Genomic DNA, 22,785 nt, shown 5'->3' on the forward strand with positions numbered 1-22,785 from the left:
GGGACAGGCCGACCCACACCCGCAGCCCGGCACCCCGTTTAACACCAGTCACCTAGCAGTTATGCGGGGAGCCGCGTCGTGTGTAGTGGCTGGTGCGGGCTTGGTGTTGGCGGCGGCGTCGCCATGTTGACCATGCGCAGGTGTGCTCGACCGGGTGGGGTCGGACGGTGTGCGATCAGTAGTCGTCGGATCTCGGCGGGCAGCTCGTCCGGACCGCTTCACGTCGGGCGCGACCCTCAGCCGCCAGCCCACCACCATCGGGATAGCGCACCACAACCAGATACGAACGCGGTCGTTCTCAAAGCACCACATTGGCACGGTCGTCTGCATCGTCGAATAGGCGGATTACCATCGTCGTCAGGTTGACTACAGCGTTGTCGATAGCGCCAAGCCCCAGTGAGCGAAGCAAATTCTGCGCTTGATCGCCGAAACGGAGGACGGCTCCGTTAATCTCGGACCTCGCCTTGGCGAGCTTCTCAACAGCCGTTCCCCTGTCCGTGGCCCGGGCCATGAGATCGAGCTTGACCCGATTGATGATAATTCTGGCGATCTCAAGTTTCTGGCTGACAAACAGCCAATCGTCCCAGCGGGCCGGTTCCACCTTTAAAAATCGTTGATCGCGTTCTGAACCCGACTGCAGGTGAGGCTGTAAGAACTTGTTATTGAACTCACTGATCTGCTCGGTGACCGTAGCGAACGTTGTGCTGACGGCCGCGATACTTGCCAGCGTTTCTTCTGATCCATCTAAGCGGCGACGGTCCACGTCGGTTGAAATCTGGTCGACGGTCGATGGCGCGATATCGGTCAGCGCAGCGTCCTCCAGCGGCGGCGGTGCAACGATCTGGGCAAGTCCTGCCTCCACGTCGAGAGACCTACCGAGCTCGCTGGCAAACTGCCGATATTCCTGAACAAGGAGGATTTCGCCAAGCCCCGCTTGGAGATCGAGGCCACCGGCGACGTCCGAAATGAGGCGCTCCGCCTGGGCCGCGATCCAGGCATCCAGTTCGTCCGGAGTCTCGAAGCGCTGATTCATTGCTCTCGCCCCTCACGCAGGAACCGCACGAGTGCCTGCCGCGCCGCACGCAGCGTGCTGCGAACCGTAGCCGGAGTCATCTTGAGCTCGTCGGCGACCTCCGCCGGCGTGTATCCGTCATAGATCCAGGCCATAACCTGCCGTTGACGAGGGGGAAGGCGGCGCAAGAGGTTCAGCAGCAGGGACTTTTCCACCACCGTTGCCGCCGTGACATCAGGGAGCAGCACCGACTCCGCTGGCACTTCGTCCACCAGATCTTCAATGCTGCCCATTCGTCGTGCGTACTCTCTGGACGAAACGCGCCTTGCCCATGCCGTCGGCTGGTCGATCGAATGCCAGTACTCAAATGCGCGCCGCATCGTCTCTTGTGCCACATCGGCGGCGTCGACCAGGCTCGCGCCCTGCCAGAGAAGGAATGCCACCAGCTTTGGGGTAAACTCCCTATAGAAGTCTGGAAAGGAATTGTCAACCGACGGCTCCCGCCGATCAGCATAGGTTTGCAGCGTCGGCTCGCACCCTAAAGCCGTCGGGCCGGCATGCCCAGTACTGGCGGCAATATCATCCGCATCGCCAGTCGACTCGACGTTGTCCGTGCGCTCATCCACGAGCAGATGAACCCTTCTCTTCGGCCGTGCCGTCAACAGCGCATGTGGTTCTAGCGTTCCTCTCGGCCTCAATAACTAATTCCGATATGGCTAGCCTGAAGGCTAGTACGTCGGCCATATGGCGCCTTCGGAAATGACCGTTGACCCAGATCGCGGCGATGGTCAACAGGCGCGAGGTCGTTATGACGGTTGCGACGATGAGTAGCTGTCCCATCATTGTGGTTTACCGTTCGGTGACGCCATGTCAGTCATAGACCGTAGAGGAGCAACGGCGGCCGAGCGTGCAGGCACCACACAAGATTCTTTGCTGCCACCACATCACCCTGCGCCGCGCCGATATTCGATGTTGGACTCTGCGTCGCGGGTCTGGACCGCAAGGACGGCTGGACGCCTGCCGAGCACGCGGGTGAGGTGTCGCCGGACGGGACTATGGACGAGGCCTACGGGCAGGCCAACGTTGCGCGTGTGGCTGGAACACCGCGGGATCGGGTATGTCGCCGCGACCCGCTGCAACGACGATGTGATCACCATCCGGATGGGCAACGCCCGCGTCAACGAACTGTCGCCGCGTTGCCCGCCCAGGCGTGGTGCCGGATCTCCGCCGGTGCTGGCGCGCACGGCCCCCGCGTCTACGACTGGGCCCGAGTGCCGGTCCGCGTGTGGTGGCGACCCGGCCGTGGGCACTGGGGTCCTGGCCCGACGCAGCATCACCGACCCCACGGAGATCGCCTACTACATCTGCTACGCCTGACCGACCTCGCCCGCATCACCGGCACCCGCTGGGCCATCGAAGAATGCTTCCAGCAAGCCAGGGTGAGGCCGGACTCGACCACTACCAGGTCCGTGACTGGCGGGCCTGGCTCGTCGTGGCCAGAACCGTTGCCACAAAGGGGAACCAGCCTGGGCATGGTCAACATGGCGACGCCGCCGCCAACACCAAGCCCGCACCAGCCACTACACACGACGCGGCTACCCGCCATAACTGCCGTTGCAGTACTAGGGCCGACGGGCGCGGATGCGTTCGACCGTGCCGGCCTTGCGGCGTTCGGCCTCCTCGATCTGGAAGCCCGCAGCCGTGACCAGGGGCAATTGCCGCCGGGTGAAGTGCTCCCCGGCCGCCCGGACCGTGACCTGTTCCAGGAGCCACTGGGCGGCGCGGACGGGCGGCCAGCTGCTGGCGACGTGGTCCACCAGCAGCAACGTGCCGCCGGGGACGAGGACCCGCTTCATCTCCGCGATGGCCGCGGCCGGGTCGGGGATGCTGCACAGCGACAACGCGCAGACCACGGTGTCGAACGACGCGTCGGCGAAGCCGAGCCGCTCGGCGTCGCTTTCGCGCAGGTCGGCCGCGCGGCCGAGACCGGCGGCGCGCTCGCGGGCGATGGCCAGCATCGCCGGGCTCAGGTCGACGCCGACGAGCGCGACGTCCGACGCGTAGAACGGCAGGTTGCGGCCGGTGCCGACGGCGATCTCCAGCACCCTGCCGTGCGCCCGTCGCCCCAGCCACTCCCGCCCGCCGGCGAACCAGATCCGTTCGAGGAGCGGCATCTGGTTGTCGTAGCGGGGCGCGGCCCTGTCCCACACCCGCTTCTGCCGGGCGGTCGCGGTTTCGTCAGCCATGGTGGCCTGCCTCTCCGTGGTCGTCGACCGGGAATCCAACGTAGCGAAGCGCATCTAACGTCGATACACATGAGACCCCGGACCACAATCATCGCCCTGATCCTGGGCGCACTGCTGGTCATCGGCTGTTCCGGCAACGGGAACAGCGGCAACAGGGCGGCATCCACCACCGGGGCGGCCCACCCGTCCGTCAGCGTCGACCCGACCGCGACCGCCGACGCGATCGAGCTGCTCCGCAAGGGCACCACGTTCGTCGACGAGACCAGCTTCCGGACCGACGTCGACATCGCCGGTCAGATCGCCACCATGGGACACGTCGACAACCTCAGGAAACGGGCCGACGCCACGATCACCAACAACGGCGCGACCGCCGCCGAGATCCGCATGGTGGACGACGACATCTACCTGAAGCTGGCCGCCCCCGGCTTCGGCGATGCCTGGCTGATCCTCGACCCGGCCAAGGTGCCGGCAGGCTTCGCCCTGAGCTTCGAGCGGGGCAGGAACGACCCGGGCGGGTCGGCCCGCCTCATCAACGCGATCGTCTCGGCCAGGGCCTCCGGCAAGGAGATCTCCGGGACCCTTGACGCCTCCAAGGTGGGCACCGGCAACGGCATCAGCTTCAAGCCCCCCGCCAACGGGACATTCCCCGAGAGTACGAAGAACCAGCCGTTCCGGGCGACGCTGGACGATCAGGGGCGGCTCGTCAGCTTCGTCATACCCAGAGCGAACGACTTCCCGTCCGCGTCGCTGCGCTACAGCGAGTTCGGCATCGCGGTCAGGGTCGTGCGCCCGTCCGGGGCGGCAACCGCCCCGGAGGCCCTCTACGCCCAACTCGGCATGTGACCGGACTACTTGATCTTTTTCACGCCCAGGGCCCGGGCCAGGGCCGCTTCGGTCAGCGGGGAGACGTTGGCGTCGGTCTCGTGCTGCCCGCCGATCGTGGCGTTCGAGGTGAACTGCAGGATCGTCGGGGTACGCCCGGAGTACGGGGTCAGGCCGGGGTGGCCCTCGATGCCGGGCGTACGCGCCCACTGGGTCCAGAACGGGGCCGGGGCGCCGGACGCCGTGTAGTTCGACGCCCAGAGCGGGTCGGTGCCACCGATCTTGTCGCCGTACGCCCAGCGGGGCGCGTACAGCACGACGCCGCGGCCGGTGCGCTGGCGCAGCAGCCGGCCGAGCTCGACACCCAGCTCCGGCCGCACGTTGTCGTACGACCAGGGTTCGACGTCGACCTGGAAGAAGAACCCCGGGATGGTGCGCCACTCGGGCAGCTGCCGGTCAAGCTCGGCCAGCGCGAAGTCGGCCTGGGCGGCGAGGGTGCCGTGGCTGTTGTTGCCGGGGGTACGGACGACCACGTACACGCCGACGAGCCGGATGCCGGCGACCTGGGCGGCGCGCACCATCTCCCCGGCGTGGTAGTGCACGGTACGGGTACCTTCGGTGATCTTGTGGGTGAAGAACCGGACGCCCTCACGCCTGGCCGCCGCCAGGTGGGTGGTGCGCATGCCGCGCTGGTAGTCGAAGTCGGACGCGTCCCACCCGAAGATCGGCGTAGTGATCATGTTGTACGGCGACCGGCTCGGCACGGGCGCGAACAGCGCGGCCCACGTCACCCGGTCGACCCGTCTGGTGACGCGCAGGTCCCGCGAGCGCTGGAACGTGCCGACCGCGGTCGCGGTCGCCGCGTCGTAACGACCGGTCACCCGGGCGCGCCGGATCGGAACGATCTTCAGCTGCTGCAGCCGGGTCTGGATGCGCCGGATGGCCCTACGTTCGACGGGCGTGCGGCCCGCGTGCATTTTGGCGGCGGCGCCGTCCCGGCCGAAGTAGTGTCCGGCCGTCAACGGGAACACCGTGGCCGTGGCCGCGGCCGCCGGCGGCGGGGGCAGCACCAGGATGCCGGCCAGCACGGCCACCACGGCGGCGACAACGCTCCGCCGGAGCGTGAATGCCGTCGACATGCTCCCGGGGTCCCCCGTTCCGGCCGCTGCGCGCGGCAGAGATCTCGGCACCACCGGGCCCGGTGATCGCCGAACCCCCTATCGACCGGCGCGCCGGGCCGCTGAGAAGACCCGCCGTCGAGTTCAACGAACCGGGGCGTCCGTGATCCCGCTCACCACCGGTCGGCCGACCCCCACGTTGCGGCGGGCGGCGGAGATTTCCGTCTGCTGCGCGGATGTCCCGCCCGGAAGATCGCCGTTTCGAGGCAAAAACCCCCGCCACACAGCGCGCTTTCGTACGCCGAACGCCGATCATCCCGACCAACCACCCGCCATGATCGGCTCCCGGACGAGACCACCTGAATAGATACCGCACCGGAATCGGCGATCCCCACTACCCGCGGCCGACCACGGCGTCGAACAGGGTCCAGCCGTCAACCTCCGTCCGATGTGGCTCGTCGATCCGCCACCCATGAGCGCGCGCCTGGTCAAGGAGCGCCCGCACCACACCCGGCTCGTTCAGGTTCAACCCGCGTCCGTCGGCCGCGACCACGGCCCCCGCGTGCAGCAGCCCATCCGCCACCATCCGGCCCGCCCCGCCCCGGAAGACGACCTCCAACCATCCACGCGCGTCGTCCGGGCGGATCGTCAGGACCTCACGGCAGCCCGAGTAGCGGGGCCGCCCGCCATCGTCCACGCCGCCGTCGTGCCGGTGCCGCACCGACCACCGGTACGTCACGTCGCCGACGACGAGACGCCGCGAGCGCCGACGACGTGCCACGGGATGAGCCTACGGACAGCGGTCGATCCGTGCTCCGGGCATGTCTTTTTCAGCGCGGCCACGCTCGTCCGCACCGCGTAGCGGGGCCGGGCACCCGCGCGACCGCCACCGTGCGGCATCATCGCGCGATGACTTCTGTGACGGCGCCCCGGTGGCGGGTCGGCCGGGTGCTGACCGGAATCGTGTTCGGCCTGATCGCGCACGCGCTCAGCGCCGGCGTGATGTACTACGCCGCCGCGACGTACCAGGGACTCGCGGGCATCGGCGGCGTCATCGCCGCGATGGTTATCGAGGCCGTGAACGCCGTCGTCATGGTGATCGTCATCGTCGTCAAGTTCCGCCGGCAACAGCGCGACCTGGCGACCGGGTTGCTGGTCGCCTGGTTGCTCCCGATCGCCCTGGTCGGCATCGTGACCGGCCTAGCCGACCTGCGCGACTGAGCCGGCCCACACGACCTTGTCCTCGGCCGTCGGGCCGTGCGAGGTGAGCAGGACCGGCGCGTCGACGGCCCCCTCGACCGCCGCGATCCAGTCCGTGGGCGCCTCGGCGTCGAGGTGGGGCACGGCCTCGGCAAGGCGCGCGGTCAGCGACTCCTGGTGGTCCAGGTCGCGGAACACCCCCGGCACGAGCCTTTCCAGACCCCCCGGGTACGACCGGCAGACGCGCAGCTCGGGCGTGCGCGCGGCGACGTCGAGGTGGGTGAGGGCGAGCCCGTCGACGCCCCCGCACACCTCGATCGCGTAGCGGTGGGCGACCGCGTCGAAGTGCCCGACCCGGAACGCGCCCTGCCACGGGCCGGTGTGGTTGTGCGGGTCGACGAGCGTGGCGGTCAGCCCGGCGTCCTCGGTGACCAGCGGCCCCGCCCCGTGCCGGGTGGTGTAACACCGCAGTACCCCCAGCCGGAGGAAGTCCCCGGCCAGCTCGGCGACGTTGTCGAACGTCGTCGTGCTCCACGTCGTGTACGGGTGGAAGCCCCGCCACTCGTCGAGCAGCACCCCCTGCGCCCCCTCGAACACGCACCCGGGCTGGCGAAGCAACGCGGCCAGGTCGCCGGCACCGGTCAGCCGCACCCGCGCCGCCACCACGGCGAACACCTCGACGACAGTGTCGACGGCCGGCTTCGGCGCGGGCCGGCGGATGAGCGACGCCGACGTCGAGAGCGCCCATTCCCGCACCTTGGCCAGCTTGCGGCGCAGGAGTTCGGGCGTCGCGAGGTCGCCCACGCGGACGGCCTCGTCGGGACGGTCGATCGAGTGCGCGACCGTCTCCCCCACGCCCATGCCGCACGACCCGTGCCGCGCCGCGCCGCGGGCCGTCTCGCGGGCCTGGTTCACCGCCTGGTGGTAGGGCGTCGCGACGAGCGCGTCCCGGTCGACGGACAGCAGCCCGAACGGGTCGGGCACGCCGAGCGCCGCCAGGTGTGCGGCCTCGGCGACCAGGGCCACCGGGTCGAACACCATGAACCGCGACAGGTGCGTCGGCACACCGCGCAGCGTGCCCGACCCGAACTGGGCGAACGTGTGCGACCGGCCGTCGGCCAGGACGACGTTGTGGCCCGCCTGCGCGCCGCCGTTGAAGCGGATCACCGCGGGGACCGGCTGTGTCGCGCACAGCCGGTCCACCACGGTGCCCTTGCCGGCGTCGCCGAAGCCGAGGTCGACGACGGCGACGTGCCGGCCCTGTCCGAACGTCGTCACAGCCGGACGACCCCACCATCGGGACCGTCCGCGTCGGTCAACGCCGACCCGACCGCCACGTCGCGGCGGCCGCCGCCGATGCGGGCCAGCGCCCGGCCGACGCTCGCCCCGGCCGTCGACCCGACGTCGGCCAGGTCGTCGATGCCGGCGGCCAGGTCGATCGCGCCCTCCTCCAGGCCGACGGTGAGCCCGATCGTCTCGCAGACCGCGTTGAGGTCGTCGAGCTCGATGACGTTCTGGCCGAGCAGGCCGCGCCAGAAGTCGAGCACCGTCGCGTCGCCGGCGTAGGACGCGCCGGCCGGGAGGATGTAGTAGACGTGGTAGCGGCGCTGGAGCTCCGCGACGATGGCCTCGGTGCTGATGTCCTCGGCGAGGTCGTCGCCGATGATCCGCTTCACCTCGGCCCTCTTGACCTTGGGGTAGGCCAGTTCGTCGCCGATGATGAACAGGTAGCCCTTGCGACCGCGCTTGTCGTAGCAGTCGATCGACGTGTGCCGGGCCATGAAGTACATGGCCAGCTCGTACGACTCGGTCTGCTGGCCGCCGCCGCCCCCCTCGAGCAGGATGCGGCCCAGGTCCTCGTCCATCCGGTTGTCCGACTCGAACTGGCCCACCTGCAGCGGCGCCCGGTCGCAGGTCGCGTCGCCGATCGCGCCGAACATGATGTGCGGGTCCTCTACGTAGCCCTTGCGCAGCAGCAACCCGAGCAGCCCGGGCAGCTTGGTCTGCAGCGCGCGCGGCACGCCGCGCATCGAGCCGGTCACGTCGAACAGCACCGCGATCGCGAGCGACCGCGGGTGCTCGTCACTGTCGCGGCTCTCCCGCGTGCCCACCCCGTGCGGGTTGAGTGCGTCGTGCACGTGCCGGGCGCCGCTGTCGCTGTGCGCGAACGCGCTCTTGCCGGTGCGCTTGCGCATCGTCGCCGCCGCGTCGTACACGTCGGTCGACCAGCGTCCACTTCCCATTTCCGTACCTCCTCCTATCGGGGCCAGGCGGGGACCGTCGCGGGCAGCGCGAACGGTCGGAACCGCCGGGGGCCGTAGATCTGTTCGAGCCGCTCGTCCAGCTCGGCGAGCAGCTGCCAGGCGTCCTGCGGGCGGGCCGCCGGCGGCCGCAGCAGGCAGCCGCGGGCGAAGCGCCGCAGGGGTTCGGGCGCCCGGTGGCCCATCAGCTCGACGACGCACCGGGTGGCCAGGTAGATATCGGTCGCGGCAGTGGCCTGTTGCTTCGCGGGCACCTCGGGCGGGTACCAGTCGCGGTAGCGCTCGACCAGCGCCGGCACCCGGTGCTCGGGCGGCACAGCCGCGTAGCCCCAGCCGACCAGCATGAGCCCGTGCTGCGCGGGCTCGATGAGGACCCGGTCGGGCAGCACCGCGCCGTGCACGACGCCGGCCCGGTGGGCCACGCCGATCGCGACGAGCAGCCGCCGCCACATCCACGCGACGTCGCGCGCGTCGAGCCCGCCCGGATGGGCGGCCCGCACGGCGGCGAGGCTGACAAACCCGTCGACGGGCGCGAACACGGTGACCACACGGTCGGCGCCGGTGTCGCGGTCGCGGTGCGTGAACGCCGCCCGCAGCCGGGGCAGGTAGGCCCGGTGGCGCGGCTCGACCTCCTCGTCGAGCAGCTCCAGCGCCCGCACCTCGCGCCGCGTCAGGTCGTTGTCGGCCGGCCGGCGGGTCACCTTCAACAGCACCGGCTTCCCGTCCACCTCCCCGTCGAGGTAGTCGGCCAGCTCGTCGCCGCCGACCCGCTCCCCCACCCGGTAATCGCGGCCGCCGGCCGAGATGACCTGCCCGCCGCGCGCCGCCCACAGGGTGCCGAGCGCCGCGAACGCGGCGTGCGCGGCGGCTGCCTGGTCGGGGCCGACCCGGTCGGGATGCACCAGCTTGGCCAGCGCCCGATAGATGGCTGCGGCTCCGCGCGGGTCGGCCCCGAAAACCTCTTTCGGAGTACGCGCGACACGCAGCAGCGCGGCGGCCGCCGCGAACGTCGTCGGCGCCGTCATGACGTCGCCTCCGCTGCGCTCCGGCGCCGCCATGTGTTCCCTGAGCTGATGATTCGCTCACTTCGTTCGCTCATGACGTCGCCTCCGCTGCGGGCCGCAGGAGCGCCGGGTGCAGCAGGGTCGCGTCGCCGGCCCGGTAGAGCCGGGCGCGCCGGCCGCCCTTGGACCCGCCGCGCTCGGTCACCTCGCCGACGTCGACGACGAACCCGGGCGTGGACAGCACCTTGCGGTGGAAGTTGCCCGCGTGCGGCTCGACCCCCCACACGGCGGCGTAGACGCCGCGCAGCTCGGAGATGGTGAACTCGACGCCGACGAAAGAGGTGGCCAGCGGCGTGTACTCCAGCTTGGCGCGCACGCGCTCCAGGCCGTCGGCGAGGATCTCCGCGTGGTCGAAGGCGAGCCGCTTGACCCGCTCGACCGGCACCCACGCCGCCCCGGCCGCGTCGCCGCCGGAGACCGGGTCGGGCATGTCGGCGGCGAAGGCCAGGTAGGCCACCGAGAACACCCGCATGCGCGGGTCGCGGTCGGGCGCGCCGTACGTGGCGAGCTGCTCCAGGTGCACCCGGGTGAGCGCCGCGTGGCCGGGCACGAGGCCGGTCTCCTCGGCCAGCTCGCGGGCGGCCGCCGCGTCGAGCGTCTCGCCGCGCACCCGCCCCTTGTTGTCGCGGTGGGAGCGGACGAACCCGCCGGGCAGCGCGAGCCGGCCCAGGTAGGGCTCCTCGCCGCGCTCGACGAGCAGCACCTGAAGCCGGCCTTCGCGGATGGTCAGGGCGACGATGTCGACCGTCACCGCCGCCGGCTCGTACTTCGAGGGATCGTAGGCTCGCACCCGGACTCCATGTTCTTCTCAGGTTCAGAATTTCTCCAACTGAGAAGAACCTAGCACGCGCGGCCCGGCGCCTTCAATGTGATGACGGCCGCCGCTTCAGATCGGGCGGCCCATGGTGGTCGTGGCGATCAGCACCCGGTTCGGGTTCCTCGGGCTCACCCGCACCGGCACGACCAGCCCCGGCACCACCGAGTCGATGTACGTCCGGTGGTACGGCTTGCGCACGTCCGCCCGGTAGGGCGGGCGGCCCGGGATCTCGACGACGAGGGTCACCTTGAGGAACTGGTCCCAGTCCTCGGCCATCTTGAGCTTGCGCGCCGCCACCACCGTGCCCCGCCCGGGGATCCCCGCGCGCAGGATCGCCTCGCGCCCGTCCTGCCACCGGTGCAGGGCGAACAGGAAGGCCATCAGGAGCAGGCCACCGACCACGAAGCCGAGGGCGCCCAGCAGGCCCTCCCGGTCCCGGCGGAACAGCGGGAGGCCGCAGCCGATGGCCACGAACATCAGGCAGAACCCGTACGCCCCGAGCCGACCGATCATCCGCGTCATGCGCGAACTGTGGCGCCCGTCGATGCGGCGCGCCATCGTCTTTTCCGACGAGCCGCGCGCCGCTACTCTCCGGGCATGATCCTGCTCATCGCCGGCGTGGTCGCCGGGCCGCGACTGGACGTGGGCGGGCTGACCATCTTCAGCGGCCACCTGAACCTGGTGCACAACCGGGACTTCCGGGGCGCGATCCGCGCCACCGACCGGCAGCCGGTCGCGTTCTTCGTGCCCGACAGCGAGCCGCGCACCGCCGCGCCGGCGAAGACGTGGTTGGAGCTGGGCCTGCGCCGGGTGCGCACCTCGACCAACCCGGCCGTGGCCATCTTCGGCGCGTACGACGAGCGCGTCGACGTCGCGCCCGACCCGCGCGGCGGCGGGCACCAATGGTTGCAGATCAGCATGCAGGTGCCCGTCTACGCGGTCGAGGAGATGGCCATCAACTACCGCCTGACCATTCAGGACTGACACCAGAGAGCGCCGTCAGCTGGCGGCGAGCTCCGGTAGGCGGCGGGCCACGTCGGCCGGGGACGGCATGCGGGCGATCTCCGCCGCGATCGCGCGTGCCGCGTCACGGTGATCGCGGTCGCGGAGCAGCCGCCGCGCGTACTCGGCGATCGTCTCGGATGTGAGCTGCGCGGAGAGTAGGGATTGCGCGGCGCCGGCCGCGCGGACGGCCTCCGCGTTGGCGAACTGGTCGGCGCCCTGCGGCAGGATCAGCTGGGGCACGCCGGCCGCGAGGGCGCCCAGCGTGGTGCCGCTGCCGCCGTGGTGCACGACCAGGTCGGCGTGCGGCACGAGGTCTGCCTGCGGCACCCAGGCGCGCAGCGTGACGTTGTCCGGGACGGGACCGATCTCGTCGACCGGCACCCGACCGGCCGCGACCACCACCTGCGCGCCCAGGCCGGCGAGCCCGGCGATCGCGGTGCCGAGCAGCTCGGGCGTCCCGAAGGCCGTGCCGAGGCTCAGGAAGATGAGCGGGCCGTCGCCGCGTCGCGGGACGACGCCCGGCGGCGCGAACGGCACCGGCCGCAGTTCGATCCGGTCGGCGGTGGCGAGGAACTTCGCGTCCTGCAACGACGGCGGGCAGATGTCGAGGTGCGGCTTGCCGGGCGCGCCGGCGATGTTGGTGGGCAGCTCGAAGCCGATGCCCTCGGGGATGAGCCGGCCCGTGCCGTGCCAGACGCCGGGGATGCCGAAGTCGTGCGCCGCGACCGCCGCGCCGGGCAGGCCCCATTCGTGGACCACCAGGTCGGGCTCGAGCCGGGCGAGCTCCGGCGTGAGGTCCTCGGCGTAGATCTCGTAGAACGCGAAGCCCGGGCGGAACGGGCGCAGGCCGTTGGCCGCGAGGACGGGGTGCACCTCCTCGCCCGCCGCGAAGTGCACCTCGTGGCCCGCGTCGCGGGCGGCCACCGCCAGCGGGATCAGCGGGTAGGTGTGACCGACCGACGCCAGGCTGGCGAAGAGCACGTGCATGAGCCGCAATCTACCGGGCGGTCACGCGACCCCACCGCACGCAGGCGGACACACGGATCCGTGCGGAGTAGCGGCCCCCAGGTGGGCGCGAGGTCCGCACGGATCCACTGTGGATGGTCAGACGGTCAGGACGACCTTGGCGCGGGCGTGGTCGACCTCCAGGTAACGGATCGCGGCGGCCGCGTCGGACAGCGGGTAGACGCGGTCGATGACCGGGGTCATGCGGCCCGCCTCGATGAGGGTCCGCAGCGTCGCGAGCGTCGCCCGGCTCTGCTTCAGCGCCGGTGCCAGGACCTTCTGCCGCGCGACGCGGGACGCCAACGCGCCCCTGATGAACAGGCCCATCGGGCCGAACAGGCTGCCGCCCGTGGAGACGCCGCCGCCCGACAGCACAACCGTGCCGTCCGGCGCCAGCGCCCGCCGCAGGTCCCCCAACGAGTGGTTGCCCACCAGGTCCACCACGAGGTCGTAGCGGGCGTCGCCGCGGGTGAAGTCCTCGCGGGCGTAGTCCACCACGACGTCCGCGCCCAGCGACACCGCCTGGTCCGCGTTGCGGGCGCTGCACACCGCCGTGACATGCGCACCCAGCGACCGGGCGAGTTGCACGGCGAACGTGCCGACCCCGCCGGAGGCCCCGTTGATGAGGACGCGGTGGCCGCTGTCCACGTCGGGCAGGCACCCCAGCGCCGTACCCGCGGCGACCGGGACGGCGGCCGCCTGCTCGAACGTCAGGTTGGCCGGCTTGAGGTCGACCTCCTCCGGCCCCGCGCACACGTACTCGGCGAACGCCGCCAACGACATCCCGTACACCTCGTCGCCGGGGCGCAGACGGGTCACCTTCGCGCCGACCGCCTCGACCACGCCCGCGAAGTCCAGGCCCTGAATGCGCTGCTTCGGCCGGGTCAGCCCCATCGACGGCCGCATGATGTACGGGTCGCCGCGCATGTAGTGCCAGTCGCGGGCGTTCACCGAGGACGCCCGCACCCGCACCAGAACCTCGTCGTCCCCGGGGACGGGGGTGGCCACGTCGTCGAACCGCAGGACGGTCGGCGGGCCGTACTTATCCTGGACAATCGCCTTCATGCCATCGATGGTGGCGCCTGCGGAGAAGCAGAACCTCGGTCCCGGGACCGGGAAATCGGGCGTACTTTCAGCCACCCGGCCGGACGCGGTGCGTCTCGTACGCCCACATGGCGACCTCGACGCGGTTGCGGGCGCCCAGCTTGGCCATGAGGCTCGCGATGTGCGTCTTCACGGTGCTCAGGCTGATGTAGAAGTCGTGCGCGATCTCCCCGTTGGTGCGCCCCCGCGCGACGGCGTGCAGCACCTGCTCCTCCCGCTCGGTGAGCGGCTCGATCGGCTGGCGGGGCGGCGTCGCCGACGGGCCGGCGTCGGCGAACGCCGTCAGCAGGCGGGTCGTGACGCTCGGGGCGATGAGCGCGTCACCGCTCGCCGCCGCGTGCACCGCCTGGGCCAGCAGCGCCGGCCCGGCGTCCTTGAGGAGGAAGCCGCGCGCGCCCGCCCGCAGCGCGGCATACACGTACTCGTCGAGGTCGAAGGTCGTGATGACGACCACCGCGAGCGGGTCGGCCACGGTGGGTCCGGCAAGCCTGGCGGTGGCCTCGATGCCGTCCATGACCGGCATGCGGATGTCGAACAGGCACACGTCGGGGCGCAGCCGCTCGGCCAGCTCCACCGCCTGGCGCCCGTCGGCCGCCTCGGCGACGACCTCGACGTCGGGCTGCGCGTTGAGGATCATCGTCAACCCGGTCCGCACGATCTCCTGATCGTCAGCGACCAGAACAGTAACGGTCACGCCGCGACCGCCCGCGGCAGGACGGCGGTGACGGTCCAGCCGCGGTCGGGGTTCGGGCCCGCCTCGCAGGTGCCGCCCAACAGGCCGGCCCGCTCGGTCATGCCAAGCAGGCCGTAGCCCGGCGCGGTCGACCGGCTGGTGCCCGCGTCGCCGTCGTCGGTCACCCGCAGGCGCACCTCCGCGTCGTCGGCGGCCACCCGGACCGCGATGCGGGTCGCGTGGCGGGCGTGCCGGCGGGCGTTGGTGAGCGCCTCCTGGGCCAGCCGGTAGATCGCGGCGCCGACCGGCACGGGCAGGTCGGCCAGGTCGCCGATGAGCTCGATGTCCACGGGCGGCCCGCCGGGCGCGGCCGCGAGCTGCCGCAGGTCCTCCACGCGCGGGCCGGGCGACCGCTGCGCGGGCACGTCGCCGCGCAGCGCGCGGACCATGGCCCGCATCTCGGCCAGCGTGCGCGACGCCTCGGCCTCGATGACGCGCAGCGCCTCCGTCGCGGCCTCCGGGCGGCCGGGCGCGACCGCGAGGCCCGCCTGGGCGCGGATCGCGATGGCCGACACGTGATGGGCGACCGTGTCGTGCAGGTCGCGGGCGATGCGCGCCCGCTCCAGCAGGGTCACCTGGTCGATCTCGCGCAGCCGCGACCGGGTGCGGTAGCGCAGGGCGGCGCCGATCGCCGACGTCGCGGACAGCACGACCAGGCCGCCGATCGCGTCCGGCAGGGTCAGCTCGCCCATGACCAGCGACAGGCCCACCTTTGCCGCCACGATCAGCGACCCGAGCAGGAACTCGCGCCCCGAACCCCACCGGAACAGCGAGTACACGAGCAGCAGCACGAACGCCAGGCTGTTGAAGTCCGGGTCCCGGCCGATCGCCAGCGAGATGGCCGCGCACGTGCCGAACGCGATCGCCGCCATGAGCAGCGGGCGGGCCCGCCGCCACAACAGGGTCGGCGCCAACCCGATCGCCGTCGCGGCCGACAGCCACGACCACGCCAGGCCTTGCCGCACCGCCACCTCGGTCAGGGCACCCGCGACCACCACGCCGACGAGCGCCCAGTCCCGCCAGCCGCGGGCCGGGGGGTGCGGCGGTCGGGGCTCGTCCCACACCGAGCGCAACATGCCCCCGATGGTACGTACTGTCAGCGATCGCTCGTCAGTCCTGCTGGCGGACGATGAGCTCGGCGACGAGCACGCTGGCGACGAGCATCACCACGGACAGCGCGCCCATCGCCGCGACCGGTCCGAGCATGCGGTCGGGTGCCGTGGCCGACGACAGCAGCGCCATGACCGGGCCGACCGGCGGGACCGGCCGGACCATCGTCATGACACCGATCGCGGCGAGGCTCGCGAACACCGCGTACCCGGCTTTGGGGATGACGAGCCGCGAGCACAGCAGCCCGGCGGCGGTGCCCGCGAACCCGCAGGTCAGCTGGGCGAGCGCGCCGACCGCCAGGTCGGCGGGCGCGACGTCGTGCGTGCCCGCGTAGATCGGGTAGACCAGGCCCACGGCGCTCAGCCCGACGCAGACGACGGTCGCGGCGAGCACGTTGGCGACGAGCACCCGCCGCTGGCCGCCCGCGGCGACCACCGTCAGCGAGCGCTGCGTGCGGTCCTCGGTGTTGACGATCGCGACCGTGAACCAGAGCATGCAGACGAACTGGATGAGCGCGCACGCCGAGTAGGTGCCGGCGATCGGGCCGAAGTCGTTGGTGGTGAGCACCACGACCGCCGAGCCGAACAGGACGAACGGCGCGATGTAGCCCTGGCTGCGCACCAGCATCGACAGCGAGTACCGGACCAGCGCGGTCATCGGCGCACCCCCGCCACCGACCAGCCGTTGCGGATGGCCTGGAAGAGCAGTTCATCGCAGTACGGGTCGAGCACGGTGAGCGCGACCGACCGGTCGCCGACGGTCGCGTCGACCACACCGGGCAGGCTGGGCCAGTGCGGCCACTTGACGCCCGGGCCGCCCGGGGTGAGCTCGACCTGGGCCGTCGAGGCGCCGCGGTCGCGGGCGACCGGGGTCAGCCGGCCGCCCGCGATGTGGTGCACCGCCGAGGCGTTCGCGGCGACGACGGCCTCGCGGTGGTCGGTGAACACGACGGCGCCGCCCGCCGCGGCGACCTCCTTGACGAGCTCCGCCAGCACCTCGTGCGCGGTGGCGTCGAGGCCCGACCACGGCTCGTCGAGCACGAGCAGACCGGGGGGCACGAGCAGCGCCTGGGCCAGCGCGACCTTCTGGGCGTTGCCCTTGGACAGCCGGCGCAGGCTCGTGCCGGCGCCGCCGACCAGCGAGAGCCGGTCGAGCAGCTCGCGCGCCCGGCCCGCGGCCTGACGGCCGGACAGCCCACGGATGCGGCCGAGGTGGGTCAGGTACGCCCGGGCGGAGACGCGCCCATGGCCCGGCAGCTTCTCGGGCACGTAGCCGACGACGGCGGGACGGCCCGTGACCGTGCCGGCCGTGGGCGTGGACAGGCCGACCATGATGCGCAGCAGCGTCGACTTGCCGCACCCGTTGGCGCCGACGACGCCGACCACATCGCCCGGCGCGACCGTCAGGTTGACCCCGTCGAGCACGGGTGCGGAGCCGGCGTAGCGCTTGGTGACGTTCCGCAACTCCACCGTCCCAGCGCGGCCCTCACCCATGGACGGCATGGTAGCCGCACGTACCGGCACCTCACAGGGGGCGCGGGAGCGACACTGGGCAATATCGCCAGATAGGTGCGGCGGAATCCATTCCGGACGACACCACGACAGGCGGGGCCGCACGGACGGAGGGAGCGCGTCCCGCCGGGCGCGCTCCCTCGGTTGACGATGGCGGTCCTACCACCACCAGGGCCCCCACCAACTGCTGCCGTACCACGGCGACCACCAGCCGCCGTAGCCGCCGTAGCCGTAGCCGCCCCACCACGGCCACCAACCGTTGGACGTGGCCTCGACGCTGTGGGTGACCTGGGTCGACTGGATAGGAGTCGGGTTAGCGGCCGCAGAGCCCGCGCCCACGCCGAGCGCGAACAGGATCCCGACGAGAACTGCGAAAAGCCTGAATCGAAGGCGTGTCATGGTCTTTCCCTTTCGTGACAGACGCCAGATTTCAATCAGACACTCGTACTCCATGAACCATCAGGAACGGCGCCTCAACGAGGCGCCCTAATTAACGCTACGCAACCCACTACCCACCGTCAGTAATACCTAAAGATTATTCGCATGTACTTCACGTGTACTACGTGGACACGCGCCAAACGGCGCCACTACGCCAGAAACGGGATGAGCGCCCGACGCTGCGGCGGATAGTCGGGGAACCGTTCGCGGTACCAGCGGTGGTTCGAGACGGCGCGCGGCGCGAGGTTGGCGGCCGTGTAGACCGCGAACGCCAGCCCGGCCGGCGACCAGGTGGTCAGCGCCCAGCCGAACCACTCGACGATCTCGCCCAGGTAGTTCGGGCAGGACACCCAACGGTAGAGGCCGCCGCGCGGGATCTGGTAGCCGTTGCCGGCGGTGCGCAGGCCACGCAGCACGCGGTCGGCCCACAGGTTCACCGAGTACCCCGTGAGGAAGACCAGCACGCCCAGCACGAAGCGCGGATCGGTCAGCCAGTCGGTCGGATAGGTCCCGACCGACGAGACCCACCGGGCGTTGATGTACGCGTTGAGCGTGTTGAACGCGATCGCCATCGCCATGATGCTCACCGGCATCCGGGCGCCGCCGCGCAGCAGGAACGGGTACACGAAGGTGCGCTGCACGTAGTGCAGCTGCCACAGACCGAGGAGGACGAGCGGCACGACGTCGGCCCGGTGCTCGCCGGCGAGGAAGACGCCGAGGAACAGCAGCGGGGCGGGCGACTCCATGACGATCCACGCGACCCGCGCCGGGACGGTGGGGCCCCACCCGGCGCGGCCGTGCCTGCCGTAGGGGGCGGTGATGAAGATCAGGCCCACCGCGGTCGCGATCGCCAGCCCGAACTCGAGCAGCACCAGGAGGCCATACGAGCCGGACATGGCGGGAGTCTAGCGACGGGGACGGCCGTGCGGAACAGCGTACTAAAGAAGTCTTTTAAAAGGGTCCTTTCGAAGATACTCTTTCGAGCATGACGGAAGAGCACCGCGTCACGGACCCCCGCGAGCTGCGCGCGCTGGCCCACCCGCTGCGCATGCGCCTGCTGGACGAGCTGATGATCGGCGGCCCCGCCACCGCGACCGAGCTGGCCGGGGTCGTCGGCGAGAGCCCCGCCAACTGCTCGTGGCACCTGCGCCAGCTCGCCCGCTACGGCTACGTCGAGGAGACGGGCGAGGGCAGGGGCCGCAACCGGCCGTGGCGCATCGTCGTCCGATCCACGGTCTACGGCCACTCCGACGACAGCCCCGACGCGGCCCGGATCGGCGACGAGCTGAGCCAACTGCGCCTCGACCGCGAGCTGGCCACGCTGCGCGCCTGGCAGGCCGGCCGCACGGCCGAGCCCCCCGAGTGGCAGGACGCCGCGTTCCTCGGCTCGGGCTTCGCCTGGCTCACCGTCGAGGAGCTCACCGAGTTCAGCCGGACGATCGTCGAGCTGATGCTCCGGCACGCCGACCGGGTCGCCGACCCGACCCGCCGACCGGCGGACGCCCGGCCCGTCTCGATCGTGTCCTGGGCCGTCCCGAGCCGCCCCGCTCCCCCTCAGCCCTAAGGAGGGCCACCCATGTGGGACCTGCTGCGCCGCCGCGACTTCCGGATCCTCTTCACCGGCCTCACCGCCAGCATGACCGGTGAGTCGCTCCTGCTGCTGATGCTGGCCGTCTGGGTCAAGGAGCTCACCGGATCCAGCTCGATGGCCGGCCTCGCCCTGCTCGCGGTCGTCGCCCCGGCCATCGTCTCGCCGCTGCTCGGCTGGGTGGTCGACCAGTTCCCCCGCCGCGGCTTCCTCGTCGTGGCGAACGCGGCCACCGCCGTGGCACTGACTCCCCTGTTCGCCGTCCACGGTCGCGCCCAACTGTGGATCATCTTCGTCGTCGCCGTGCTCTACGGACTGTCCATGTTCACCGTCACCGGCGCGCTGGACGGCCTGATCCAGCAGCTCCTGCCCCCGGCCGACCTCGCGGCGGGCAACGGTCTGCTGCAGACGGTCCGGCAGGGCCTGCGCCTGGTCGGGCCGCTGGGCGGCGCCGCGCTGTTCACGACGCTGGGCGCGGCCACGGTGGTGGGTTGCGCCATCGTCGGCCTCCTGCTCGCCGCGGCGGCCATCGCCCTCATCCGGGTACCCGCTGGCGAGAGCGCCGCGCCGGGCGCGCCGGCGCCCCAGGGCTGGGCCGGCGAGGTGTCGGCCGGCGTGCGCTTCCTGGTCCGCCAGCCGGCCCTGCGTCGGGTCACCGTCGGCCTCGTCATAGTCGCGACCGTCATCGGCTTCCTCGAGACGATCGTCTTCTCGTACGTCGACGAGGGACTGCACCGCCCGCCCGCGTTCGTCAGCGTGCTGATCTGCCTGCAGGGTGCCGGTGCGGTGGTCGGCGGCCTGGTCGCGGCCCGCGTCGTGCGCCGCCTCGGCGAGGTCGGCGGTCTCGGCCTCGGGGTGGCGTGCTTCGCCGTCGGGGCGGCCTTCCTGATCTACCCGCAGCTGGTGCTCGGGCTGACCGGCTCGGTGCTGTTCGGGTTCGGCCTGACGATCGCGACCGTCAGCATCCCCACGCTGATCCAGCGCACCACCCCGTCGGCCCTCATCGGCCGCGTCTCCACCGCGTCGGGCGCGGTGTTCAGCCTGCCGCAGACGCTGTCCATCGCCCTCGGCGCGGGTCTGATCCAACTGATCGACTACCGGCTGCTGTTCGTCGTGATCGCGGTCGTGGTGACCGGCGCGGCGGCCTACCTGTGGGCCGGCCGGAACCTCGCCGCGCAACCCGCCGCCTGATCGGCGGCCCCCACCGCCCCCGACGGTGGAGACTGTCCCCATGGGCGACCCCGTCATGGTGTTCGCACCGGCGCCGCTGCTCACGGTCACCATCGAGCAGCGGGCCGACGCCGTCGACCTGCACGTGCACCCGGGCGGGCAGGGCGTCTGGCAGGCCCGGATGATCGCCGCGCTCGGCGGGTCCGTCGTGCTGTGCGCGGCCATGGGCGGCGAGACCGGCAACGTGCTCGGCAAACTCCTCGCCGAGGAGGACGTCACCGTGCGGGCCGTGCCGCGCGACGGCACCAACGGCTGGTACGTGCACGACCGGCGCGACGGCACCCGCACGCTGGTGGCCGAGCACCCGGGCGACCCGATGACCCGTCACGACGTGGACGAGCTCTACAGCGTGGCGCTGGGCGAAGGGCTGCGCGCGGCGGTGAGCCTGCTCAGCGGCCCGGCCGACGCGACGGTCATCGACGCCGACGTGTACCGGCGCCTCGCGGCCGACCTCGCGGTCCACGGGGCGCGGGTGGTCGCCGACCTCTCCGGCGACCTGCTGACGGCCGTACTCGCCGGCGGGGTGGCGTTTCTCAAGGTCAGCCACGAGGAGCTGCTGCGCGACGGGCGTGCCCGTGACGGCTCGGTCGCCGCGATGGCCGACGCGGCGCGCCGGCTGCGGGTGGAGGGCGCCGGCTCGGTGCTCATCAGCCGTGCCGATGAGCCGGCGTTGGCACTGCTCGACGACGACCTGATCGAGGTGCACCTGCCGTCGCTGCAGGTCGTGGACCACCGCGGCGCCGGGGACTCGATGACCGCCGGGGTGGCCGCGGTGCTGGCGCGCGGCGGCGACCTGACCGAGGCGGTCCGCACGGGTGCGGCCGCGGGCGCGCTCAACGTCACCCGCCACGGACTGGGCACCGGCCGGGCGGAGGCCGTCACGGAACTCGCCGGCCGGGTCCGGCTGGCCGCGGTGGGCGCATGACCCGCGTACTCGTCACCAATGACGACGGCATCGCCGCGCCCGGCCTCCGGTGGCTCGCGCGCGCGGCGGCCGACCGGGGCCTCGACGTGACAGTGGCCGCGCCGAGGCACGAGTCCAGCGGCACGAGCGCCGCGCTCACGGCCGTCACGGTGAACGGCCGGGTGGCGTTCGACCGCACCGATCTCGACGGCGTTCCCGCGTACGCGGTGGCCGCCTCGCCCTCCTACATCACGCTGCTGGCCGGCCTCGGTGCGTTCGGGCCGGTCCCGGACGTGGTGCTGTCCGGCGTCAACAAGGGTGCCAACGCCGGGCACGGCATCCTGCACTCCGGCACGGTCGGCGCGGCGCTGACCGCCGCGATGAACGGCCTGCGCGGCATGGCGGTGTCGCTGGACGTCATCTCCCCCGTCGTCGCGCGGGGCGCCGGCAGCGGCGGCGCCGTGATCGCGGCACTGGACCTGGTCGACGACGAGACCCGGCACTGGGGCACGGCCGCCGACGTGGCGGTCCGGCTGCTGCCCTGGCTGCACACGGCGGGGGCGGGCACCATGCTCAACGTCAACGTGCCCGACCTGGCGCCCGACCAGCTCGCCGGCGTCCGCCAGGCGACGCTCGCCCCGTTCGGTCAGGTGCAGATGGCGGTCGCCGAGTCCGGCCACGACTACGTGCGGGTGTCCCTGGAGGAGTCGGGCGCCCGGCAGCTCCCGGGCAGCGATCTCGCCCTGCTCGCCGACGGGTACGCGGCGGTCACGCCGGTCCGGCTGCTCGGCGCGGCGGACGGCGTGACCGTGGACCTCGGCCGGGCGCCCTCCTGAGAGGGCGCCCGGATCACCTCAGCCGACCAGCGCGGCCTCCTTGTCCGGGGCGGACGCGGCGTCGCCCGTCGGGCGCGGACGGCCGATCGCGAGCAGCGCCAGGCCGGCGACGGCCCAGCAGCCGAGCACGAGCAGCGGGGTCCCGCTCGCCGCGCCGTCGAAGAACGACGCCGAGCGCAGCAGGCTCGCGCCCGCGCCGGGCGGGAACAGCTGCCCGATCGCGCCCCACGGCGCGGGCAGCAGCTCGGGTGCGGCGGCCACCCCGGAGATGGGGTTGGCGAGGACGAACACGAGCAGCGCCCCGAGCGCGACGCCGGGCCGGCCGAGCACGGCGGCGAGCCCCGCGACCGCGCCGCTGATGGCCAGGGCGATCAGCCCGATCACGCCGGCCTCGACGAGATACCCGCCGGTGAGGATGCCCAGCCCGTGCAGGACGGCGGCACCGACGGGGCCGGCCAGCACCGCGTAGCCGGCCACGCCGGCGAACCGGGCGCCCCGTCCGGGGATGAGCAGCCCGAGCAGCGCGCCCGCGACCAGGCTGGTGAGCACGAGCGGCAGGAACCCGGAGGCGAAGCCGCCGCCGCGCGGGTCGTCGACCGGACTGGCCACCACGTCGGTGACCGTCACGGGCTGGCCGCCGCCGAGCTGCTGGGCGGCCTGGCCGAGCAGTGCCGCGACCGTGGGGCTGGCGGCGGAGGCGACCCGCAGGTCGAGACCGCCGGCGCTGACCACGAAGGCCGGGTACGCCTCGCGGCCGCGCGGCGCGTCGTCGGCGGCGGCC

Annotated in this window: 26 protein-coding genes and 1 pseudogene; 8 read left to right on the plus strand and 19 right to left on the minus strand. The window is 72.0% G+C overall.

Annotation, left to right across the window (positions count from 1 at the left end):
• Positions 1-298 precede the first annotated feature (298 nt).
• Together ABD211_RS07795 and ABD211_RS07800 are read right to left on the minus strand one after the other, a co-directional pair.
• The gene (locus ABD211_RS07795; RefSeq protein WP_344127788.1) at positions 299-1,033 is read right to left on the minus strand and encodes a hypothetical protein; all 735 of its coding nucleotides are present in this window, start codon (positions 1,031-1,033) and stop codon (positions 299-301) included.
• A complete protein-coding gene (locus tag ABD211_RS07800; RefSeq protein ID WP_344127790.1) occupies positions 1,030-1,638 on the minus strand; it encodes an RNA polymerase sigma factor in 609 nt (202 codons plus the stop codon). Before ABD211_RS07800 ends, ABD211_RS07795 begins: the two co-directional genes overlap by 4 nt.
• 426 nt (positions 1,639-2,064) lie before the next feature.
• On the opposite strand from ABD211_RS07800, the pseudogene ABD211_RS07805 reads away from it, so the two are divergent.
• A pseudogene (locus ABD211_RS07805) lies at positions 2,065-2,498 on the plus strand (IS701 family transposase); the annotation flags it as partial.
• Between the two features lie 136 nt (positions 2,499-2,634).
• Here ABD211_RS07805 and ABD211_RS07810 read toward each other — a convergent pair.
• On the minus strand, positions 2,635-3,258 hold the full coding sequence (locus ABD211_RS07810) for a methyltransferase domain-containing protein (RefSeq protein WP_344127792.1): 624 nt from the start codon (positions 3,256-3,258) through the stop codon (positions 2,635-2,637).
• A 69-nt stretch (positions 3,259-3,327) separates the two neighbouring features.
• Between ABD211_RS07810 and ABD211_RS07815 the strand changes: the two genes are divergently transcribed.
• Positions 3,328-4,101 (plus strand): LolA-like protein, encoded by a 774-nt coding sequence (locus ABD211_RS07815; RefSeq protein WP_344127794.1) that lies wholly within the window; start codon positions 3,328-3,330, stop codon positions 4,099-4,101.
• Between the two features lie 5 nt (positions 4,102-4,106).
• Here ABD211_RS07815 and ABD211_RS07820 read toward each other — a convergent pair whose 3' ends face one another.
• Both ABD211_RS07820 and ABD211_RS07825 read right to left on the minus strand, forming a co-directional pair.
• Positions 4,107-5,219, minus strand: a complete 1,113-nt coding sequence (locus tag ABD211_RS07820) for a peptidoglycan-binding protein (protein ID WP_344127796.1) — start codon at positions 5,217-5,219, stop codon at positions 4,107-4,109.
• 373 nt (positions 5,220-5,592) lie between these two features.
• On the minus strand, positions 5,593-5,979 hold the full coding sequence (locus tag ABD211_RS07825; RefSeq protein ID WP_344127798.1) for a hypothetical protein: 387 nt from the start codon (positions 5,977-5,979) through the stop codon (positions 5,593-5,595).
• 128 nt (positions 5,980-6,107) lie between these two features.
• Here ABD211_RS07825 and ABD211_RS07830 point away from each other — a divergent pair, with 128 nt between their 5' ends.
• On the plus strand, positions 6,108-6,419 hold the full coding sequence (locus ABD211_RS07830) for a hypothetical protein (RefSeq protein WP_344127800.1): 312 nt from the start codon (positions 6,108-6,110) through the stop codon (positions 6,417-6,419).
• Here the strand turns inward: ABD211_RS07830 and ABD211_RS07835 are convergent.
• The 5 genes from ABD211_RS07835 to ABD211_RS07855 form a co-directional block, all read right to left on the minus strand.
• Entirely contained in the window at positions 6,399-7,676 is a 1,278-nt protein-coding gene (locus tag ABD211_RS07835) for an adenylosuccinate synthetase (protein ID WP_344127802.1), read from the minus strand. The genes ABD211_RS07830 and ABD211_RS07835 overlap by 21 nt on opposite strands.
• Positions 7,673-8,641 (minus strand): hypothetical protein, encoded by a 969-nt coding sequence (locus ABD211_RS07840; RefSeq protein WP_344127803.1) that lies wholly within the window; start codon positions 8,639-8,641, stop codon positions 7,673-7,675. Before ABD211_RS07840 ends, ABD211_RS07835 begins: the two co-directional genes overlap by 4 nt.
• A 14-nt stretch (positions 8,642-8,655) precedes the next feature.
• Positions 8,656-9,684, minus strand: coding sequence for a serine/threonine-protein kinase (locus ABD211_RS07845; RefSeq protein ID WP_344127805.1), 1,029 nt, complete (start codon positions 9,682-9,684; stop codon positions 8,656-8,658).
• Positions 9,685-9,754: 70 nt separating this feature from the next.
• Positions 9,755-10,513: an NUDIX hydrolase gene (locus ABD211_RS07850; RefSeq protein ID WP_344127807.1), complete on the minus strand. Its 759-nt coding sequence runs from the start codon at positions 10,511-10,513 to the stop codon at positions 9,755-9,757.
• 96 nt (positions 10,514-10,609) lie between these two features.
• Complete coding sequence (locus ABD211_RS07855) at positions 10,610-11,062, minus strand: hypothetical protein (RefSeq protein WP_344127809.1); 453 nt, start codon at positions 11,060-11,062, stop codon at positions 10,610-10,612.
• 75 nt (positions 11,063-11,137) lie between these two features.
• On the opposite strand from ABD211_RS07855, the gene ABD211_RS07860 reads away from it, so the two are divergent.
• Positions 11,138-11,524 (plus strand): hypothetical protein, encoded by a 387-nt coding sequence (locus ABD211_RS07860; RefSeq protein ID WP_344127811.1) that lies wholly within the window; start codon positions 11,138-11,140, stop codon positions 11,522-11,524.
• A 15-nt stretch (positions 11,525-11,539) separates the two neighbouring features.
• On the opposite strand, the gene ABD211_RS07865 is transcribed toward ABD211_RS07860, so the two are convergent.
• The 8 genes from ABD211_RS07865 to ABD211_RS07900 form a co-directional block, all read right to left on the minus strand.
• Positions 11,540-12,532, minus strand: a complete 993-nt coding sequence (locus ABD211_RS07865) for a glycosyltransferase (RefSeq protein WP_344127813.1) — start codon at positions 12,530-12,532, stop codon at positions 11,540-11,542.
• A gap of 117 nt (positions 12,533-12,649) precedes the next feature.
• Positions 12,650-13,615 (minus strand): NAD(P)-dependent alcohol dehydrogenase, encoded by a 966-nt coding sequence (locus tag ABD211_RS07870; protein WP_344127815.1) that lies wholly within the window; start codon positions 13,613-13,615, stop codon positions 12,650-12,652.
• Between the two features lie 67 nt (positions 13,616-13,682).
• Positions 13,683-14,348, minus strand: a complete 666-nt coding sequence (locus ABD211_RS07875) for a response regulator (RefSeq protein ID WP_344127817.1) — start codon at positions 14,346-14,348, stop codon at positions 13,683-13,685.
• Positions 14,345-15,463, minus strand: a complete 1,119-nt coding sequence (locus ABD211_RS07880) for a sensor histidine kinase (RefSeq protein WP_344127819.1) — start codon at positions 15,461-15,463, stop codon at positions 14,345-14,347. Before ABD211_RS07880 ends, ABD211_RS07875 begins: the two co-directional genes overlap by 4 nt.
• A gap of 34 nt (positions 15,464-15,497) precedes the next feature.
• Positions 15,498-16,154, minus strand: coding sequence for a hypothetical protein (locus ABD211_RS07885; protein WP_344127821.1), 657 nt, complete (start codon positions 16,152-16,154; stop codon positions 15,498-15,500).
• Positions 16,151-16,990, minus strand: coding sequence for an ATP-binding cassette domain-containing protein (locus tag ABD211_RS07890; RefSeq protein WP_344127822.1), 840 nt, complete (start codon positions 16,988-16,990; stop codon positions 16,151-16,153). The genes ABD211_RS07885 and ABD211_RS07890 overlap by 4 nt, the downstream gene beginning before the upstream one ends.
• A gap of 177 nt (positions 16,991-17,167) precedes the next feature.
• A complete protein-coding gene (locus ABD211_RS07895; RefSeq protein ID WP_344127824.1) occupies positions 17,168-17,407 on the minus strand; it encodes a hypothetical protein in 240 nt (79 codons plus the stop codon).
• A gap of 188 nt (positions 17,408-17,595) precedes the next feature.
• Positions 17,596-18,342, minus strand: a complete 747-nt coding sequence (locus ABD211_RS07900) for a methyltransferase (RefSeq protein WP_344127826.1) — start codon at positions 18,340-18,342, stop codon at positions 17,596-17,598.
• An 89-nt stretch (positions 18,343-18,431) separates the two neighbouring features.
• On the opposite strand from ABD211_RS07900, the gene ABD211_RS07905 reads away from it, so the two are divergent.
• Genes ABD211_RS07905 through surE form a run of 4 tightly spaced genes read left to right on the plus strand, consistent with a single transcriptional unit; the run spans position 18,432 to position 22,004 of the window.
• Positions 18,432-19,010, plus strand: a complete 579-nt coding sequence (locus ABD211_RS07905) for a winged helix-turn-helix domain-containing protein (RefSeq protein WP_344127828.1) — start codon at positions 18,432-18,434, stop codon at positions 19,008-19,010.
• 12 nt (positions 19,011-19,022) lie between these two features.
• Positions 19,023-20,225, plus strand: a complete 1,203-nt coding sequence (locus tag ABD211_RS07910; protein ID WP_344127830.1) for an MFS transporter — start codon at positions 19,023-19,025, stop codon at positions 20,223-20,225.
• A 40-nt stretch (positions 20,226-20,265) separates the two neighbouring features.
• Entirely contained in the window at positions 20,266-21,189 is a 924-nt protein-coding gene (locus ABD211_RS07915) for a 1-phosphofructokinase family hexose kinase (protein WP_344127832.1), read from the plus strand.
• Positions 21,186-22,004 (plus strand): 5'/3'-nucleotidase SurE, encoded by an 819-nt coding sequence (gene surE / locus ABD211_RS07920; protein WP_344127835.1) that lies wholly within the window; start codon positions 21,186-21,188, stop codon positions 22,002-22,004. The genes ABD211_RS07915 and surE overlap by 4 nt, the downstream gene beginning before the upstream one ends.
• 18 nt (positions 22,005-22,022) lie before the next feature.
• Here the strand turns inward: surE and ABD211_RS07925 are convergent.
• A partial coding sequence (locus tag ABD211_RS07925; protein WP_344127837.1) for a hypothetical protein occupies positions 22,023-22,785 on the minus strand: 763 nt, incomplete at its 5' end.

Source organism: Luedemannella flava (assembly GCF_039528515.1).
Lineage (GTDB): Bacteria > Actinomycetota > Actinomycetes > Mycobacteriales > Micromonosporaceae > Luedemannella > Luedemannella flava.

Bases quoted from the DNA above. Each gene is read 5' to 3' on its own strand.
- ABD211_RS07870 (WP_344127815.1), bottom strand. From the start codon at position 13,615: ATGAAGGCGATTGTCCAGGATAAGTACGGCCCGCCGACCGTCCTGCGG.
- ABD211_RS07915 (WP_344127832.1), top strand. From the start codon at position 20,266: ATGGGCGACCCCGTCATGGTGTTCGCACCGGCGCCGCTGCTCACGGTC.
- ABD211_RS07880 (WP_344127819.1), bottom strand. From the start codon at position 15,463: ATGTTGCGCTCGGTGTGGGACGAGCCCCGACCGCCGCACCCCCCGGCC.
- ABD211_RS07900 (WP_344127826.1), bottom strand. From the start codon at position 18,342: ATGTCCGGCTCGTATGGCCTCCTGGTGCTGCTCGAGTTCGGGCTGGCG.
- ABD211_RS07840 (WP_344127803.1), bottom strand. From the start codon at position 8,641: ATGGGAAGTGGACGCTGGTCGACCGACGTGTACGACGCGGCGGCGACG.
- ABD211_RS07820 (WP_344127796.1), bottom strand. From the start codon at position 5,219: ATGTCGACGGCATTCACGCTCCGGCGGAGCGTTGTCGCCGCCGTGGTG.
- surE (WP_344127835.1), top strand. From the start codon at position 21,186: ATGACCCGCGTACTCGTCACCAATGACGACGGCATCGCCGCGCCCGGC.
- ABD211_RS07795 (WP_344127788.1), bottom strand. From the start codon at position 1,033: ATGAATCAGCGCTTCGAGACTCCGGACGAACTGGATGCCTGGATCGCG.
- ABD211_RS07860 (WP_344127811.1), top strand. From the start codon at position 11,138: ATGATCCTGCTCATCGCCGGCGTGGTCGCCGGGCCGCGACTGGACGTG.
- ABD211_RS07830 (WP_344127800.1), top strand. From the start codon at position 6,108: ATGACTTCTGTGACGGCGCCCCGGTGGCGGGTCGGCCGGGTGCTGACC.
- ABD211_RS07885 (WP_344127821.1), bottom strand. From the start codon at position 16,154: ATGACCGCGCTGGTCCGGTACTCGCTGTCGATGCTGGTGCGCAGCCAG.
- ABD211_RS07905 (WP_344127828.1), top strand. From the start codon at position 18,432: ATGACGGAAGAGCACCGCGTCACGGACCCCCGCGAGCTGCGCGCGCTG.
- ABD211_RS07910 (WP_344127830.1), top strand. From the start codon at position 19,023: ATGTGGGACCTGCTGCGCCGCCGCGACTTCCGGATCCTCTTCACCGGC.
- ABD211_RS07845 (WP_344127805.1), bottom strand. From the start codon at position 9,684: ATGACGGCGCCGACGACGTTCGCGGCGGCCGCCGCGCTGCTGCGTGTC.
- ABD211_RS07815 (WP_344127794.1), top strand. From the start codon at position 3,328: ATGAGACCCCGGACCACAATCATCGCCCTGATCCTGGGCGCACTGCTG.
- ABD211_RS07865 (WP_344127813.1), bottom strand. From the start codon at position 12,532: ATGCACGTGCTCTTCGCCAGCCTGGCGTCGGTCGGTCACACCTACCCG.
- ABD211_RS07890 (WP_344127822.1), bottom strand. From the start codon at position 16,990: ATGGGTGAGGGCCGCGCTGGGACGGTGGAGTTGCGGAACGTCACCAAG.
- ABD211_RS07810 (WP_344127792.1), bottom strand. From the start codon at position 3,258: ATGGCTGACGAAACCGCGACCGCCCGGCAGAAGCGGGTGTGGGACAGG.
- ABD211_RS07855 (WP_344127809.1), bottom strand. From the start codon at position 11,062: ATGACGCGGATGATCGGTCGGCTCGGGGCGTACGGGTTCTGCCTGATG.
- ABD211_RS07895 (WP_344127824.1), bottom strand. From the start codon at position 17,407: ATGACACGCCTTCGATTCAGGCTTTTCGCAGTTCTCGTCGGGATCCTG.